Origin of the sequence: Rhodocyclus purpureus, from assembly GCF_016653115.1 — a bacterium.
Taxonomy (GTDB): Bacteria; Pseudomonadota; Gammaproteobacteria; order Burkholderiales; family Rhodocyclaceae; genus Rhodocyclus; species Rhodocyclus purpureus.
In genome coordinates this window covers 44,546-58,912 of the sequence record NZ_NHRX01000019.1, presented here as the reverse complement: position 1 = coordinate 58,912, position 14,367 = coordinate 44,546, and the positions used below count along the sequence as shown (strand labels likewise).

Genomic DNA, 14,367 nt, shown 5'->3' with positions numbered 1-14,367 from the left:
ATGGCTGGAACGGGCGAGTAGTCAGACGAACGAACTGGATTGCCACGGCGCTGCGCGCCTCGCAATGACGGGATGAAAGCGCCTAGGATTTCGGCGCCGCCGGGACGAACAGGCGTGGATCGACCGATGCGCCGTTGAGGATGACGCCCCAGTGCAGGTGCGGTCCGCTGGCGCGGCCGGTGGCGCCGACGACGCCGACGCGCTGGCCCGCAGCGAGGACATCACCGGGTGCGACGTCGATGCGGTCGAGGTGCGCGTAGAGCGTGATCAGGCCTTCGCCGTGGTCGATGAAGACGGCGTTGCCGCTGAAGAAATAGTCGCCGGTGGCAAGCACCTCGCCGGCGGCTGCGGCGCGCACGGGCGTTCCGCGCGCGGCGGCGATGTCGAGACCGGAGTGCGGTGCGCGTGGCTCGCCGTTGAAGATGCGCCGGTTGCCGAAGTTGCTGCCGAGCTTGCCAGCGTCCCGGCCGGCGACAGGGTTCAGCAGCAGCGCGTCGCGCGCGAACGCCGTGCCGCTGGCTGCGTTGCCGGCGAAGTCGGGGAATTCACGCCAGGTTTTCTTGAGCAGCGCGATCTGCGCGGCCTCCTGCTCGGCGCGTTCCTCGTCGGCGGCGGAGAGGCGGACGCGGCGGTCGTCGGGGAGGGTGACGCGCTGCACCGGGTAGTCCTTGTTGCCGACGAGAAAGCCGACCCGACGTTCCTGGCCATCGACCGTGGCACGCAGTTCGTGACGGCCGGGGCGCAGGTCGAGCGGCAGGCCGACCAGCGCCTGCCAGCGACCGTCGGTGTCGAGGACGCGGACGCGCGCCTCGCCGAACCAGGCGATAGGGCGCGGCGAGCTGCTCGCCGCTCCGAGGTCGACGCGCGCGACTCCGCCGGGGACCGCAAGCGCGCGCGGCAGTGCCACAGGCCGCATCGGTGGCGCATCGGCGCGGGCCGTCGGCACTGTCGCCGAGACGCTCGCCAGCTTCGTGTCGAACTCGCTCGCGCCGGCCGGCAGCGCCAGCGCGAACGCCGCAGCGGCGAGCATTGCGCGCACCGTTCCCGGGCACCGCAAGCTGCCGCTCACGCCGTTCCATCCTTGCCGGAGGTGCCCTCGGCGGCCGCGCGCTGCGCCTGCTTCTGGCGCAGGCGCGTGTTCTTGTCCTCGCTGAAGAAGGTGTAGCGGCCGGCGAGCTCGCAGCCCTTCATCCCCGGGTCGCAGGGGCGTCCGGCGACCTTGTTGCAGGTGTTGTTCACTTCGTGCGGGCAACCCCAGCCGCCTGAAGCCATCTTCGTCTCCTCCCGTGCTCAGCGGTACCGGTTGATCGCGTCGCGCGTCGCCAGCGCGGCGGCGCGCGCGGCGGCGGCGAAATCCTCGCCCTTGCCGGCGTAGAGGATCGCACGCGAGGAGTTGATCATCAGCCCGCGGCCACGACTGTCGCGGCCGGCCTTGACCGTCGCCTCGATGTCGCCGCCCTGGGCGCCGATCCCCGGTACCAGCAGCGGCATGTCGCCGGTCAGCTCGCGCACGCGCGCGATCTCGGCCGGGAAGGTCGCGCCGACGACCAGCGCCAGTTGCCCCTTGCTGTTCCAGTCGCCGGCAGCGAGCCTGGCGACGCGCTCGAACAGGCGTTCGCCGCCGACGTCGAGGAACTGCAGGTCGCTGCCGCCGGGGTTCGAGGTGCGGCAGAGCAGGATGATGCCGCGGTCGCTCCAGGCGAGGTAGGGCTCGATCGAGTCGCGGCCCATGTACGGATTGACCGTCACAGCGTCGGCGCGGTAGCGATCGAAGGCCTCGACCGCGTACTGCTCGGCGGTGCTGCCGATGTCGCCGCGCTTGGCGTCGAGGATCACGGGAATGCCGGGGTGAGCGGCGTGGATGTGCGCGATCAGCGCTTCGAGCTGGTCCTCGGCACGCTGCGCCGCGAAGTAGGCGATCTGCGGCTTGAACGCGCAGACGAGGTCGGCGGTGGCATCGACGATCTGCTTGCAGAATTCGAAGATCGCGTCGGGGCGCCCGGCAAGCTGCGCGGGAAAGCGTGCCGGGTCGGGGTCGAGACCGACGCAGAGCAGCGAATCGCTGGCCGTCCAGGCGGCGTTGAGGCGATCGACGAAGGTGGCGTGTTGGCTGTCGGATGTGTGCATGGGGCGGTATCGGCGCGGCGGAAGGAAAGAAGGGGCGATGGCTGCGGGGAAGCTGGTAGCTGGCGCCGGCGCAGACGCGTAGGCCGGGGTCGCGGTCGCAGCCGAGCTCGCCGAAGCCGACATTGTAAGCGTCGTCGCCCCTTTTGGCTGAGCGTCGGCGCAGCGGATGCCAGTTGCCGGCGTTCGCCGGACCTGCGCCACAGACGATCTTTTTGTCATTCGGGGGCGCCGATCTCACTACAATGTTGGCTGGCCGGCTGCGGCCGGTCAGCGCAACTCAGGGGGGGAGGCTTGATGCCAAGCAGCTCAAGAACAATGCGGGAAATTTTCGGAACCGTCCTGTTCGGCGCCGCCTTCGGCGCATCGGCGGCCGACACGATGACGCTGCGCGAGTGCGCGTCGATCGCCGAAGACGTGGCGCGACTGCGCTGCTTCGACAGGCTGGCGGCTGCCGCGCAGACCGCAGCTCAGCCTACCCCGCAGCCCGTCTCCGGGGACGCCGCTGCAGCGGATCCGTCGGCGACGCTCCGGCCAGCGCTCGCCGGCGAAGCGAGAACCGTCACGCCGCTCTCCGCGCGCTGGGAACTCGATCCCGAAAGCAAGAACGGCACCTGGTCCTTCCGGCCACACAAGCCCAATTACTTCCTCTTCGCACGCTACACCGACAGCGTGAACCAGCGCCCTTATGTCGGCTATTTCAAGAGCGCGAACGGTCGCGACGAGGGGCTGGATCCGGCCGAAGTGAAGTTCCAGTTGAGTTTCAAGACCAAGGCGGCGGAAAACCTGTTCGGGCGCGGCGCCGACCTATGGTTCGGCTACACGCAGCAGAACAGCTGGCAACTGTACAACGCGGGAATCTCGGCGCCCTTCCGCGAGACGAACTACGAACCCGAGATCTTCGTCACCGTGCCTGCCGACTACCCGCTGCTCGGACTGCGCGGCCGCTTCGTCAATTTAGGTTTCTCGCACCAGTCGAACGGTCGCAGCGAGCCACTGTCGCGTAGCTGGAACCGGCTCTACGCGCAGGCCGGCTTCGAATACGGCGACAAGTTCCAGCTGATCCTGAAACCCTGGTACCGGATCAGGGAAAGCGCCGACAGCGACGATAACCCGGGCATCAACCGCTACGTCGGCGATTACGAGGCCGAGGCGAGCTACCGCTTCGGCAGTCAGACCCTGAGCCTGCTCGGACGCAGCACCTGGGACGCGAGGCGTGGCTTCCTGCAGCTCGACTGGACTTTCCCGCTCTCCAGCTGGCTGCAGCGCGACGAGAGCAGCAAAAGCGCGGGTCAGTTGAAAGGCTACGTGCAGTTCACCACCGGCTACGGCGAGAGCATGATCGACTACAACCACCGGCAGGATACGATCGGCTTCGGTGTGCTGCTCACCGACTGGATGTGAGGCCGCCCGCTGCGGCTTCCTGCTCAATGGCTGTCGTCGATCCTCGCCCGGCCTTCCTCGGCGGGCTCGTGCGTGTCGGGGTCGATCCAGTCGGCGATGCCGATCTCGTCTTCGGCTTCGGCGAGCGACTCTCCGGGCGTGAAGGCTTCGTCGTCGCTGGACTCCATCTCCTCGACCGCCTCGACCAGCGTCGCGAACGGCCCGAGCTCGCGTTCCCCATCCTTCGTGGTCCAGTAGAAGCCGTCCGGTCGTTCGATGATCCGCGTCTCGTCGTAGTCCGCGTGGGTCTGCGGGATGACTTGCCTCATGAGGTGTGGCTCCCTTGGCTGGGCTCGCGGCTGCGTGCCGTTCCGCGACGGTGCTGTCTGCGCTTGCCGGATGATCCGGCAGCGCTACGCGATACGCAGATGATAGGCCAGGATCGATGACGACGGCAATTTTTCGCTTCCACGACGAACTCAACGACTTCCTGCCGCCGGAGCGGCGGCGACGCGAGTTCGGCGTGCCCTGCGCGCGCAGCGCCACCACCAAGCACATGATCGAGGCGCTCGGCGTTCCGCACACCGAGGTCGGGCTGATCCTGGTCAATGGCGAGTCGGTCGGCTTCGACCGGCAACTGCGCGACGGCGACCGCGTCGCTGTCCATCCGCACCGCGCCGCGACCGGGGTGAACCCGCGCCTGTGCCGGAGCCTGCCGGGCGAGCCGCGTTTCGTCGCCGACGCGCATCTCGGCGGGCTTGCCCGCCTGCTGCGCATGGCGGGTTTCGACACGCTCTATCGCAACGACTATCGGGATGTCGAACTGGCCGAGCTCGCCGTCCGCGAAGGCCGCATCCTGCTCACGCGCGACCGCGAACTATTGAAGCTGCGCACGCTCGAGCACGGCTGCTACGTGCATGCCCTGGAACCGCGGCAGCAGTTGGCCGAGATCGTCGCGCGGCTCGAACTCGTGCCTTGCGTCAAACCCTTCACGCGCTGCCTCGAATGCAACGCGCCGCTGCGTGCGGTCGACAAGTCGGAAGTAGCCGACCGCCTGCCGCCTTCAGTCAGGGCACGGCAGGCGCGCTTCACCACCTGCGATCATTGCGGGCGAGTGTTCTGGCCAGGGTCGCACTGGCAGCGGATGCAGAAGCTGCTCGATACGGCGATCGCGCAGGCGACGGTGGCGAGCCCCGAGCCTGAACCGTGAATGACGCGTGGCAGTCGCGGCTCAGGTCCCGGCAAGCGTGCGCGCGCGCAACTGCCCGCAGCCGCCGTCGACGTCCTGTCCGGCCGAATCGCGCAGCTTGGTGAGCACGCCGCGCCGGTGCAGCTCCTGCGCCATCGCCGTCGCTGCCTCCCAGGCCGGGCGGCGGAATTCGAGCGCGGCCGTGGCGTTGTACGGAATCAGGTTCATCAGCGCGTACTTGCCGGCGAGCAGGCGGACGATGCCGTCGATTTCGTCCTCGCCGTCGTTCACGCCCTCGATCAGTGTCCATTGGTACTGGATCGGGTAGCCGCTCGCGCGCGCGTAGGCTTCGCCGAGCTCGACGATTTCCTCGGGCGCAAGACGCGGCGCGCGCGGCAGCAGTTGCGCGCGCAGATCCGCCTTCGTCGTGTGCAGCGACAGCGCCAGCGCCGGCTTGACCGGGCCGGAACCGATGCGCGCGAAGACGCGGCGGTCGCCGACCGTCGACAGCACCAGGTTCTTGTGGCCGATGCCGCCGAAGCTGCCGAGGAAGTCGATCGCGTCGAGCACGTTGTCGAGGTTGTGCGCCGGCTCGCCCATGCCCATGAAGACGACCTTCTTCACCAGCCGCCGGCGCCGGGCGAGCACCACCTGCGCGACGATCTCGGCGCTGCCCAGCTGGCGCAGGAGGCCGTCGCGGCCGGTCATGCAGAAAACGCAGCCGACCGCACAGCCGACCTGCGACGACACGCACAGCCCGTCGCGCGGCAGCAGCACGCTCTCCACCGTCTGCCCGTCGGCGAGTTCGACGAGGAGGCGCGCCGACCCGTCGGCACCCGGATGCTCGGAGCGGACCCGCGCGAGCGCGTCGAGCTCGGCGCCGATCTCGGGCAGAGCCTCGCGCAGCGCCAGCGGCAGGAAGTCCTCGGCGCGGCTCTTGCGGTTGTCGAGCGAACGCGCCTGCACCCAGGCGCGCAGGAAGCGCGCCTCGTGCGCCGGCTTGGCGCCGAGCGCACGCAGGCGCTGGCGGAGGGTGTCGAGTTGCATCGCTGAGTGAGTCGGGAAGGAGGGCGTTGGATGAACAGCCGGCGCATTCTGCGGGATTTCGCGCCGACACACCAGCGCCCTCAGCGCGACCGCCATGCCGATGGCGGGCAGCCCATTTCCTGCCTGAACATGTAGGTGAACGCCGAGGTCGACGCGTAGCCGAGGTCGAGCGCGATGTCGGTGACGGGGCGCCCGGCGCACAGCCATTCCATCGCCAGGAACAGGCGCAGCTTGTGCCGCCACTCGCGCAGCGAGATGCCGACTTCCTTCTCGAATCGGCGCGCCAGGGTCCGTCCCGAGGCACCGAGTTCGCGTCCCCAGTCGTCGATGCTGCGCGGGTCGGCGGGGTTGGCGTGCAGCGTCGAGCAGATCCGGTTCAGCTGTGCACTGCGCGGCCACGGCAGGTGGAAGTCCTGCCGGGAGAGTCGCCCGAGCTGTTCGCAGAGGAGCTCGTTCACCTTGTCGACGTAGGTCGCGCTTTCGCCCTCCTCGGCGCAGCGTTCGAGCTCGACGATCAGCGCGCGCAGGAGGCCGGTGACGGCATAAACCGTGCACTGGTCGGGCATGTCGAGTCCGGGGAAGTCTGCGACGTAGAGGTTGCGGAAGGCCGCGCCGCTGAGCGCGCCGGTGCTGTGCGCGACGCCTACCGGAACCCAGATCGCCTGCTCGGGCGTGATCACGTACCAGCGGTCGGCGACGGTGACGACCAGCGTTCCCGAGGTGGCGTACACGAACTGGTGCCAGCGGTGCGTGTGCGGCGGGAAGAGCTCGCGTGCGGCCAGGTTCTGCGAGCGCAGGAAGACCTTGCCCGGCAGCGCGTCGATCTCGGGTACCTCGATGGTGGTCCAGTCTCCGCTCTCCAGCATGCTTTACTCCTGCCGTATTGCCCGATTTAACGTGAAACTGCGAAGGGATGAAGCCGCTGCCCCGGAGCAGCAACCCGTCATCGCGAGCCCGCAGAGCGTGGCGATCCAGTGCGTAGATGCTGATATCGGCGCGCCCTGGAAAGCTGGTAAGGGCGAGGAGACAGAAGAACGAACTGGATTGCCACGGCGCTGCGCGCCTCGCAATGACTAAAAGCGCCAGCTGGAACGACATCGTCATCGCGAGCCCGCAGGGCGTGGCGATCCAGTGCGTAGGGCTGTTATCGGCGCGCCCTGGAAAGCTGCTGAGGGCGAGGAGAGAGAAGAACGAACTGGATTGCCACGGCGCTGCGCGCCTCGCAATGAACGGTAGCGGACGGGCCATGCTCCGGGTTGGCGCAACTCGCCATGACCGTTATCGGGTTCCTGGCGTTTCGTCGATAGTCATCGTCAGTATATCGAAAGGCGTGCCTGTGCTCTCTCGCTAACATGGACATGACGATTCGAGCGAGGAGACAACCGATGAATACGAGCAGTCTGACGCCGGCCGTGCGCAGCGAGCGCTATCGCGTCATCGCCGCGGGCGTCTGCGCGCTGATCCTCACCGTCGGGCTGGCGCGCTTCGCCTATACGCCGCTCTTGCCGATCATGCGCGAGCAGGCGGAACTGTCGCACGTCGCCGGTGGCTGGCTGGCGACCATCAACTACGCGGGCTACATCTTCGGCGCGCTGCTGGCGGCCTCGATCAGCGACCTCGGGCGCAAGTTCGTCCTCTACCGGCTCGGGCTCGTCCTCGGCGTCGCCAGCACGGCGGCGATGGGGCTCACCGACGACGTCGTGCTGTGGGCGCTGTTGCGATTCGTCGCCGGCTTCTCCAGCACGGCGGGGCTCCTGCTCGCTTCCGGCCTCGTCCTCAACTGGCTGCTGCGGCAGGGACACCGTCCCGAACTCGGACTGCACTTCATGGGACTGGGGCTCGGTATCGCCGTCTCCGGATTCGCGGTCGGCGCGATGGTCGACTGGCTCCCCTGGGACCAGCAGTGGTTGGGGCTCGGCCTGCTCGGGCTCTGCTTCTTCGTCCCGGCGTGGCGCTGGCTGCCGCCACCGGCGACGCTCAAGCCGGCGGCGGGCGCTGCGAGCACGACGGCTGTCGCGCCGCCGACGCTGCGCTGGCTGTGGTTGATGATCGCCGCCTACTTCTGCGCCGGGTTCGGTTTCGTCGTCAGCGCGACCTTCATCGTCGCCATCCTCGTGCAACTGCCGCTGCTCGCAGGCAAGGGCAGCTGGGTGTGGGTGATCGTCGGCCTCGCCGCGGCGCCCTCCTGTTTCGTCTGGGACCGCGTCGCGGCGTCGATCGGCCAGATCCGCGCGCTGATGATCGCCTACGGGCTGCAGGCGGTGGCGACCCTGCTGCCGGTGCTCAGCGACAGTCCCGCGCTCAACGTGCTCGGCGCGATCCTCTTCGGCGCGACCTTCGTCGGCATCGTCAGCCTGACGCTGACCCTGATCGGCCGCCACTTCCCGGCCAACCCGGCCAAGGCGATGGCGAGGATGACGCTCGGCTACGGCGTCGCGCAGATCGGCGCCCCGGCGATGAGCGGCTACATCGCCGCCGCCACCGGCAGCTATCACGGCGCGCTGGTCGTCACCGCCGTGGTCATGGGCGCCGGCATGTTCCTGCTTCGGGCGGTGATGGCCGAGGAGCGGCGCAGCGCAGGGGTCGATGCTGCCGGCGCAGGTGAGACCGTGGCAGCGCCCCGGCCTTGCGTCGAGCCTGCGGCATGATCGGGAGTGTCCTGCCTTCAGCGTCGCCGCGCGTGAGCCCCTGCCCGGCCGGCTGTTGCGGTGCTTGGCAGTGCAGTGGCCGTGACGCTCAAGTTGCATGTAACGCAAGAGGCGGCTATCTTGTTACATGTAACTCATGGAGAATCTCATGACCACGACAGTGACTGCCAGAGTCCAGAAGCGCCGACAGGCCCTGCGCATGGCTGGACTGCGTCCGGTACAGCTTTGGGTGCCGGATACGCGCCGCCCCTCGTTTGCTGAAGAATGCCGCCGCCAGTCCGAGTCCTTGCGCGGCGACACACAGGAGCGGGATGTTCTCGACTGGATCGCGGCGGCTGCCGACGTCGAGGGCTGGGAATGAGACGCGGCGACCTGGTCACGATCGCACTGCAAGGAGACTACGGGAAGCCGCGACCGGCGCTGGTCATCCAGTCCGATTTCTTTGCTGCCCATCCGTCGGTGACGGTCTTGCACGTCACCAGCGAACTGCGCGACGCGGCGCTTTTTCGCGTCGCCGTCGAACCGACGCCCGCCAACGGCTTGCGCAGTTCGTCGCAAGTGATGGTCGACAAATGCATGACCGTCGCACGCGAGAAAGTCGGGCCGAGCTTCGGCAGGCTCGATGCAGGCCGGATGCTGGAAGTCGAGCGCTGCCTGGCAGTCTTTCTCGGCATCGCCGAGTAAGCCTGTACGGTCATCGGCAGCACCCGGGATCCGTTGCAGCGGCGGGCGTTCTTGCCGCCTACGGCATGATCTCGACGTACTCGTAGACCTCCGCATCCGCCACCTGCTTCCTGACCGGCAGGGTCGCTTCGGCGAACCACGCCTGCGGGTCGTGGCGGTCGATCTCGCGGCCCATGAAGCGGATCAGCTCGCAGATCGGTTCGACGACGCGCTCGCGGTAGGCGGCGTCGCCCTGCACGTAGCCGCGGTGCAGGTTCTTCATGCAGTTCCTGCGGCACCAGGCGAAGGCCTCGCAGGACTCGCAGGGCATCGCCGGGTGCGGCTGCAGCGGGCTGCACTTCAACCAGTTGCCCTGGATTTCGCCCATCTGCATGGCCGGGTCGTAGAGCATGTCGGGGCAGGGGAAGATGCGGCCGTCGGGCATCACGTTGAGGATGTGCGTCGATACGCGGCACTGCGTGAGGCCGTGGCACAGTTCCTCGACGCGCGAGGGCAGCACCTTGTTGCGCACCATCCCCATCAGCGGGATCAGCGGGTAGAGCTTGTCGGTGCGGTTGAAGAACTTGTCGATCAGGCGCACCAGCACTTCCTTGCGCCGTTCGAGCGAGTCGCCGCCGTACTGCTCGTCGGCGACGAACTGCCAGTAGAGGTAGTCGAAGCTCTCGGCGAGGTCGTCGAGTTCCTCGAAGCTTGTTTCCGGCTTGCCCCAGGTGACGCGCGCGGTGACGGTGCCGCCGATTCGGTCGCGCACGTGGGCGACGTTCTTCTGCACCTGCCGCCAGACGCCGCGACCGCGGAAGCCGTCGGTGGTGGCCTCGCCGCCGTCGATCGAGACGAGCACGTTGGAGAGTTTGTGCAGCATCCAGTCGGGCAGGTTGTCGAGCAGCGTGCCGTTGGTCTGCAACTGGTAGCGGAAGCCGGGGAAGCGGCGCATCACTTCCTTCATCAGCGGCAGGTTGAGGGTCGGCTCGCCGCCGTAGAAGGTGACGTAGATTTCCTTGCCGGCGAGCTGTTTGTCGATGAAGGCGGCGAGCTGCTCGATGTCGTATTTCAACTCGGTCTGCGAGCCGAGCACGTCGCCGACGCCGAGCGAGCAGTAGGTGCACTTCAAGTTGCACTTCAGGGTGGTCAGCAGTTGCAGTTCGACGCGGCCGCCGACGATCGGGTCGAGGTGGGGCTGGCTGGCAGAGGCGGCGGGGCGGAGTTCGAGGGTGCTTTCGGTCATGGTTTCAGCAGGGACAAATGAATCAGGGGTCCCGTCGCGATGGCGACGGGACCCCGGGAAGATGCGGCGAAGTGAGGGGTGCGACTGCGGCGTCAGCCCTTGTTCCACGAGTCCTTGAGCGTCACCGCGCGGTTGAATACCGGCGCGCCCGGGCGGCTGTCGACGCGGTCGGCGACGAAGTAGCCATGGCGCTCGAACTGGAAGCGCGCTTCGGGCGCGGCGTCCTTCAGCGCCGGCTCGAGCTGTGCGGTGATCGTCACGCGCGAGTTCGGGTTGATGTCGTCGAGGAAGTTGCGTTCGAGTCCTTCGGCATCTCCCTCCCTGCGGGCGCCGGGCGCCGGCACCGCGAACAGCCGGTCGTAGAGACGGATCTCGCAGGTGTAGGCGTCGGCGACCGACACCCAGTGCAGGTTGCCCTTGACCTTGACCGAGTCGGCGCCGGGCGTCCCCGACTTGGTCTCGGGCAGGTATTCGCAGAGCACCGCGGTGACCTTGCCGTCGGCGTCCTTCTCGCAGCCCGTGCAGCGCACCACGTAGCCGTAGCGCAGCCTGACCAGGTTGCCGGGGAAGAGGCGGCGGTAGCCCTTGCTCGGGACTTCCATGAAGTCCTCGCGCTCGATCCACAGCTCGCGGCCGAAGGGGATGGTGCGGCTGCCGAGCTCGGGTTTCTGCGGGTGGTTCGGCGCCGAGCAGTCCTCGCGCTGGCCTTCCGGGTAGTTGGTGATGATCAGCTTCAGGGGGTCGAGCACGGCGATGCGGCGCTCGGCCGATTCGTTGAGTGCCTCGCGCTGACAGTCTTCGAGCAGGGTGAAGTCGATCAGCGAGTCCGACTTGGAGACGCCGATGCGCTCGGCGAAGAGGCGGAAGCCCTCGGGCGAGTAGCCGCGGCGGCGGGCGCCGGCGAGCGTCGGCAGGCGCGGGTCGTCCCAGCCGTCGACGTGGCCTTCGTCGACCAGCTGGATCAGCTTGCGCTTGGAGAGGACGACGTAGGTGAGGTTCAGCCGCGAGAACTCGATCTGCTGCGGCAGCGGGCGCTGCAGCAGCCCGCCGACGACGCGCCCGTCGGCAAGCGTCGTCGTCTCGGCCAGGCGTTCGAGCAGCCAGTCGTAGAACGGGCGCTGGTCCTCGAATTCGAGCGTGCAGATCGAGTGCGTGATGTTTTCGAGCGCGTCCTCGATCGGGTGCGCGAAGGTGTACAGGGGATAGACGCAGTAACGGTTGCCGGCGCGGTGGTGCTCGGCGTGGCGGATGCGGTAGATCAGCGGGTCGCGCAGGTTGATGTTCGGCGCGCTCATGTCGATCTTCGCGCGCAGCACGTGCGTTCCGTCGGCAAATTCGCCGGCCTGCATGCGCTTGAAGAGGTCGAGGTTCTCCTCGGCGCTGCGCGTGCGGTAGGGCGAATCGACGCCGGCTTGAGTCAGCGTGCCGCGGCCGGCGCGGATTTCCTCGGCGCTCTGGCTGTCGACGTAGGCGTTGCCGGTGACGATCAGGTGCTCGGCGAACGCGACCATCCACGGGAAGTAGTCGGAGGCGTGGTAGAGGTTGTCCTCCTTGTCGTCCTGCCAGGAGAAGCCGAGCCAGCGCACCGCGTCGATGATCGAGTCGACGAATTCCTGGTCTTCCTTCTCCGGGTTGGTGTCGTCGAAGCGCAGGTGGCAGCGGCCGCCATACTGTTCGGCGAGGCCGAAGTTGAGGCAGATCGACTTGGCATGGCCGTAGTGCAGGTAGCCGTTCGGCTCGGGCGGGAAGCGCGTGCGGATGCGTGCCGGGTCGAGCGGCGCGGCGCCGTGGTCGGCGGCAGCACCTGGTTGCCCGCGCCAGCGGCGTTGGGCGAACTTGTCGGCGGCCAGATCGGCGTCGATGATGTTGCGGATGAAGTTGCTGGCGGGCGCGGCGTTTTCGTTCGGGGTGGTGCTCACGGCGGTTCCTCGTTTCCGGAAGCCGCCTATTTTAGCAGCAGGGCGGCCCGTGGCCGGCCGCGTGCCGATACTTGACGCCGAGGTGCGGCCATTTCGCATTGGCCGGGCCGTCGCACTGCCATCAGGCAAAGCCGGGCAGATGCAATCGCTGGACGGTGACTTTGGCCAGCCCGAGGCGAGCGACCGGCTTGCTGGGTCAGTAATGCGGCGTTTCGTTGGGGCTCAAGTCGAACAGCAGTACCTCGGCCTGCTCACCCTTCGCGAAGCCGATCTCGCGTACGCTACGCAGCTTGAGCGCGTCGCCGGCGGCCAGGCGCTGGCCATTGACCTCGAGCGTGCCGCGCACGACATGAACGTAGGCGAAACGGTTCGCAGGCAACTGGAAAGATTGCGCTTCATTCCCGTCGAAGAGGCCGGCGTACACGCGGGCGTCCTGATACACCGACAGCGAGCCCTCGGCTCCATCGGGCGAGATGATCATCCGCAGCTTGCCGCGCTTTTCCGCGACGGCAAAATGCTGTTGCTGGTAGCGCGGCGCCACGCCCTTGCGCTCGGGCACGATCCAGATCTGCAGGAAGTGCACCAAGTCTTCGCGGGAGGCGTTGTATTCACTGTGCCGCACGCCGGTGCCGGCGCTCATCATCTGCACGTCGCCCGGGCGGATCACCGAACCGTTGCCCATCGAATCCTTGTGCTCTAGTGCACCCTCGAGGACATAGGAGAAGATCTCCATGTCGCGATGGCCGTGGGGGTCGAAGCCCCGGCCCGGGCGCACGCGGTCTTCGTTGATCACCAACAGGTCCGAGAACCCCATGTGCTGCGGGTCGTAGTAGCTGCCGAAGGAAAAGCTGTGCTGCGAATGCAGCCAGCCGAAGTTGGCGAGGCCGCGTTCTGCGGCGGGGCGGATTTCCATGATTTGCATATCCTCGGATGTTGAGACAGCTCAGGCGCACTGCCGTCGAAGCTTGGCGATGACCGAAATTTAGATATCTCCAATGAGCTTAAATAGAGGACAATGAGTAATTGATAGTTGCTGTTAGAGCAACAATGAGCCGTCTCGACGCCATGATCTCGTTCATGCGGGTGGCCGATGCAGACAGTTTTGCGGTCGCGGCAAGCGCAGAGGCGGCGCCCGGTCGTCACGCGCCGGATCTTCGGGAGTTCAGGCCTTGCTCGGGCACGATGTGGCAGAGAGGGGCCGTTGGGTGGAGGCGATCCATCCCTCATACCCCCCTTTCAGTGGCCTGGCAGATACGTAACCTGCGCGCAGCAGCGCCCGTGCCGCCTGGATTGCGCTGGCGTCCTGCGGACAGGCGCACAAGGTCACGATGGGGTGCTCCTTCGGCCATGCGCTCACCGTCTCCAGTAACGAAGCCTGTGTGGTGATCCGTGCGTCCGGGATCGGCCCCGTTTCGGCGATCAGCGTCGCGCCGCGCAGATCAAGTATCAGCGGGGGACTTTCGCCATCAAGGACGGCAAGCAATTCATCCGGCGTGATGTGCGGGATCCCAATGGACTGGGTGAATCGATATTTCCGCCAGATTTTCCAGCCAAGCCAGCACGCGAGAAGCAGGATCGCGACGGTGAGGACTCTGCCGACATGCGCCTCGAGCACGACGATGACGGACTGCACGGTATCCTGCATCAGCCACCCTACACAGAGCGCCAGCCCCGCCCACAAGCCGGCACCGATGCCTGCCGCAACGAGGAAGCCGGGCTGACTCATGCGCATCGCTCCCGCTATGGGGGGCGCAACGGTCGAAAAGCCGGGGATGAACTTGGCGACGACCACTGAGGGAAGACCCCAGCGCATGAAGCGAGCCTCGGTCTGGCTCACACACGAAGAGGGATTGATCGACAGCTTGCACAGTCCCGCCAGGACCTTGTAGCCAAAGACACGGCCCGACCAGTACCAGAGCCAGTCAGCGACGACCGAGGCGACCATGGCGGCCGCCAACATCTGGCCGAGGGAACTTGAACTCGCGGCCAGGCTGCCCGCGAGGAGTAGCGTCGGGACTGCCGGTACCGGCAATCCGAGCTGTTGCATCAGGACGTTCGTGAACACGATTACTAGCGCGTCGTCGCGCAGCGTCTGGCTGATCTGGGTGATATCCACGGTTCTTTCTTGAGGCTGTCGATGCTTCGGAA

15 protein-coding genes are annotated in these 14,367 nt (G+C 67.2%); 5 read left to right on the top strand and 10 right to left on the bottom strand.

Going from position 1 to position 14,367, the window contains the following annotated elements:
- Nucleotides 1-82: 82 nt before the first annotated feature.
- From CCR84_RS04250 to pyrF, 3 genes are read right to left on the bottom strand one after another with little or no spacing between them, the layout of a single operon-like run.
- On the bottom strand, nucleotides 83-1,069 hold the full coding sequence (locus CCR84_RS04250) for a peptidoglycan DD-metalloendopeptidase family protein (protein ID WP_338052563.1): 987 nt from the start codon (nucleotides 1,067-1,069) through the stop codon (nucleotides 83-85).
- On the bottom strand, nucleotides 1,066-1,272 hold the full coding sequence (locus CCR84_RS04245) for a hypothetical protein (RefSeq protein ID WP_201209974.1): 207 nt from the start codon (nucleotides 1,270-1,272) through the stop codon (nucleotides 1,066-1,068). Before CCR84_RS04245 ends, CCR84_RS04250 begins: the two co-directional genes overlap by 4 nt.
- Nucleotides 1,273-1,290: 18 nt before the next feature.
- Nucleotides 1,291-2,127, bottom strand: a complete 837-nt coding sequence (pyrF, locus tag CCR84_RS04240) for an orotidine-5'-phosphate decarboxylase (protein ID WP_201209973.1) — start codon at nucleotides 2,125-2,127, stop codon at nucleotides 1,291-1,293.
- 315 nt (nucleotides 2,128-2,442) lie between these two features.
- Between pyrF and CCR84_RS04235 the strand changes: the two genes are divergently transcribed.
- On the top strand, nucleotides 2,443-3,528 hold the full coding sequence (locus tag CCR84_RS04235; protein ID WP_201209972.1) for a phospholipase A: 1,086 nt from the start codon (nucleotides 2,443-2,445) through the stop codon (nucleotides 3,526-3,528).
- Nucleotides 3,529-3,551: 23 nt separating this feature from the next.
- On the opposite strand, the gene CCR84_RS04230 is transcribed toward CCR84_RS04235, so the two are convergent.
- Nucleotides 3,552-3,836, bottom strand: coding sequence for a hypothetical protein (locus CCR84_RS04230; RefSeq protein ID WP_201209970.1), 285 nt, complete (start codon nucleotides 3,834-3,836; stop codon nucleotides 3,552-3,554).
- Between the two features lie 116 nt (nucleotides 3,837-3,952).
- Between CCR84_RS04230 and CCR84_RS04225 the strand changes: the two genes are divergently transcribed.
- Entirely contained in the window at nucleotides 3,953-4,717 is a 765-nt protein-coding gene (locus CCR84_RS04225; protein ID WP_201209968.1) for a Mut7-C RNAse domain-containing protein, read from the top strand.
- Between the two features lie 21 nt (nucleotides 4,718-4,738).
- Here CCR84_RS04225 and CCR84_RS04220 read toward each other — a convergent pair whose 3' ends face one another.
- Both CCR84_RS04220 and CCR84_RS04215 read right to left on the bottom strand, forming a co-directional pair.
- A complete protein-coding gene (locus tag CCR84_RS04220; RefSeq protein ID WP_201209966.1) occupies nucleotides 4,739-5,743 on the bottom strand; it encodes an RNA methyltransferase in 1,005 nt (334 codons plus the stop codon).
- A gap of 80 nt (nucleotides 5,744-5,823) precedes the next feature.
- Nucleotides 5,824-6,609 (bottom strand): AraC family transcriptional regulator, encoded by a 786-nt coding sequence (locus tag CCR84_RS04215; protein WP_201209964.1) that lies wholly within the window; start codon nucleotides 6,607-6,609, stop codon nucleotides 5,824-5,826.
- A gap of 519 nt (nucleotides 6,610-7,128) precedes the next feature.
- Here CCR84_RS04215 and CCR84_RS04210 point away from each other — a divergent pair.
- The 3 genes from CCR84_RS04210 to CCR84_RS04200 all read left to right on the top strand — a co-directional run bounded on the left by CCR84_RS04210 (nucleotide 7,129) and on the right by CCR84_RS04200 (nucleotide 9,075).
- Nucleotides 7,129-8,391: a YbfB/YjiJ family MFS transporter gene (locus CCR84_RS04210; RefSeq protein WP_201209963.1), complete on the top strand. Its 1,263-nt coding sequence runs from the start codon at nucleotides 7,129-7,131 to the stop codon at nucleotides 8,389-8,391.
- Between the two features lie 148 nt (nucleotides 8,392-8,539).
- The gene (locus tag CCR84_RS04205) at nucleotides 8,540-8,752 is read left to right on the top strand and encodes an antitoxin MazE family protein (protein WP_201209962.1); all 213 of its coding nucleotides are present in this window, start codon (nucleotides 8,540-8,542) and stop codon (nucleotides 8,750-8,752) included.
- The gene (locus CCR84_RS04200; RefSeq protein WP_201209961.1) at nucleotides 8,749-9,075 is read left to right on the top strand and encodes a type II toxin-antitoxin system PemK/MazF family toxin; all 327 of its coding nucleotides are present in this window, start codon (nucleotides 8,749-8,751) and stop codon (nucleotides 9,073-9,075) included. The genes CCR84_RS04205 and CCR84_RS04200 overlap by 4 nt, the downstream gene beginning before the upstream one ends.
- Nucleotides 9,076-9,133: 58 nt before the next feature.
- Here CCR84_RS04200 and CCR84_RS04195 read toward each other — a convergent pair whose 3' ends face one another.
- The 4 genes from CCR84_RS04195 to CCR84_RS04180 form a co-directional block, all read right to left on the bottom strand.
- Nucleotides 9,134-10,300, bottom strand: a complete 1,167-nt coding sequence (locus CCR84_RS04195; RefSeq protein WP_201209960.1) for a radical SAM/SPASM domain-containing protein — start codon at nucleotides 10,298-10,300, stop codon at nucleotides 9,134-9,136.
- Nucleotides 10,301-10,392: 92 nt separating this feature from the next.
- Nucleotides 10,393-12,219, bottom strand: a complete 1,827-nt coding sequence (locus CCR84_RS04190) for a glutamine--tRNA ligase/YqeY domain fusion protein (RefSeq protein ID WP_201209954.1) — start codon at nucleotides 12,217-12,219, stop codon at nucleotides 10,393-10,395.
- Nucleotides 12,220-12,415: 196 nt separating this feature from the next.
- Entirely contained in the window at nucleotides 12,416-13,132 is a 717-nt protein-coding gene (locus CCR84_RS04185) for a pirin family protein (protein WP_201209953.1), read from the bottom strand.
- A 249-nt stretch (nucleotides 13,133-13,381) separates the two neighbouring features.
- The gene (locus CCR84_RS04180) at nucleotides 13,382-14,335 is read right to left on the bottom strand and encodes a VTT domain-containing protein (protein WP_201209952.1); all 954 of its coding nucleotides are present in this window, start codon (nucleotides 14,333-14,335) and stop codon (nucleotides 13,382-13,384) included.
- Between the last annotated feature and the right edge of the window lie 32 nt (nucleotides 14,336-14,367).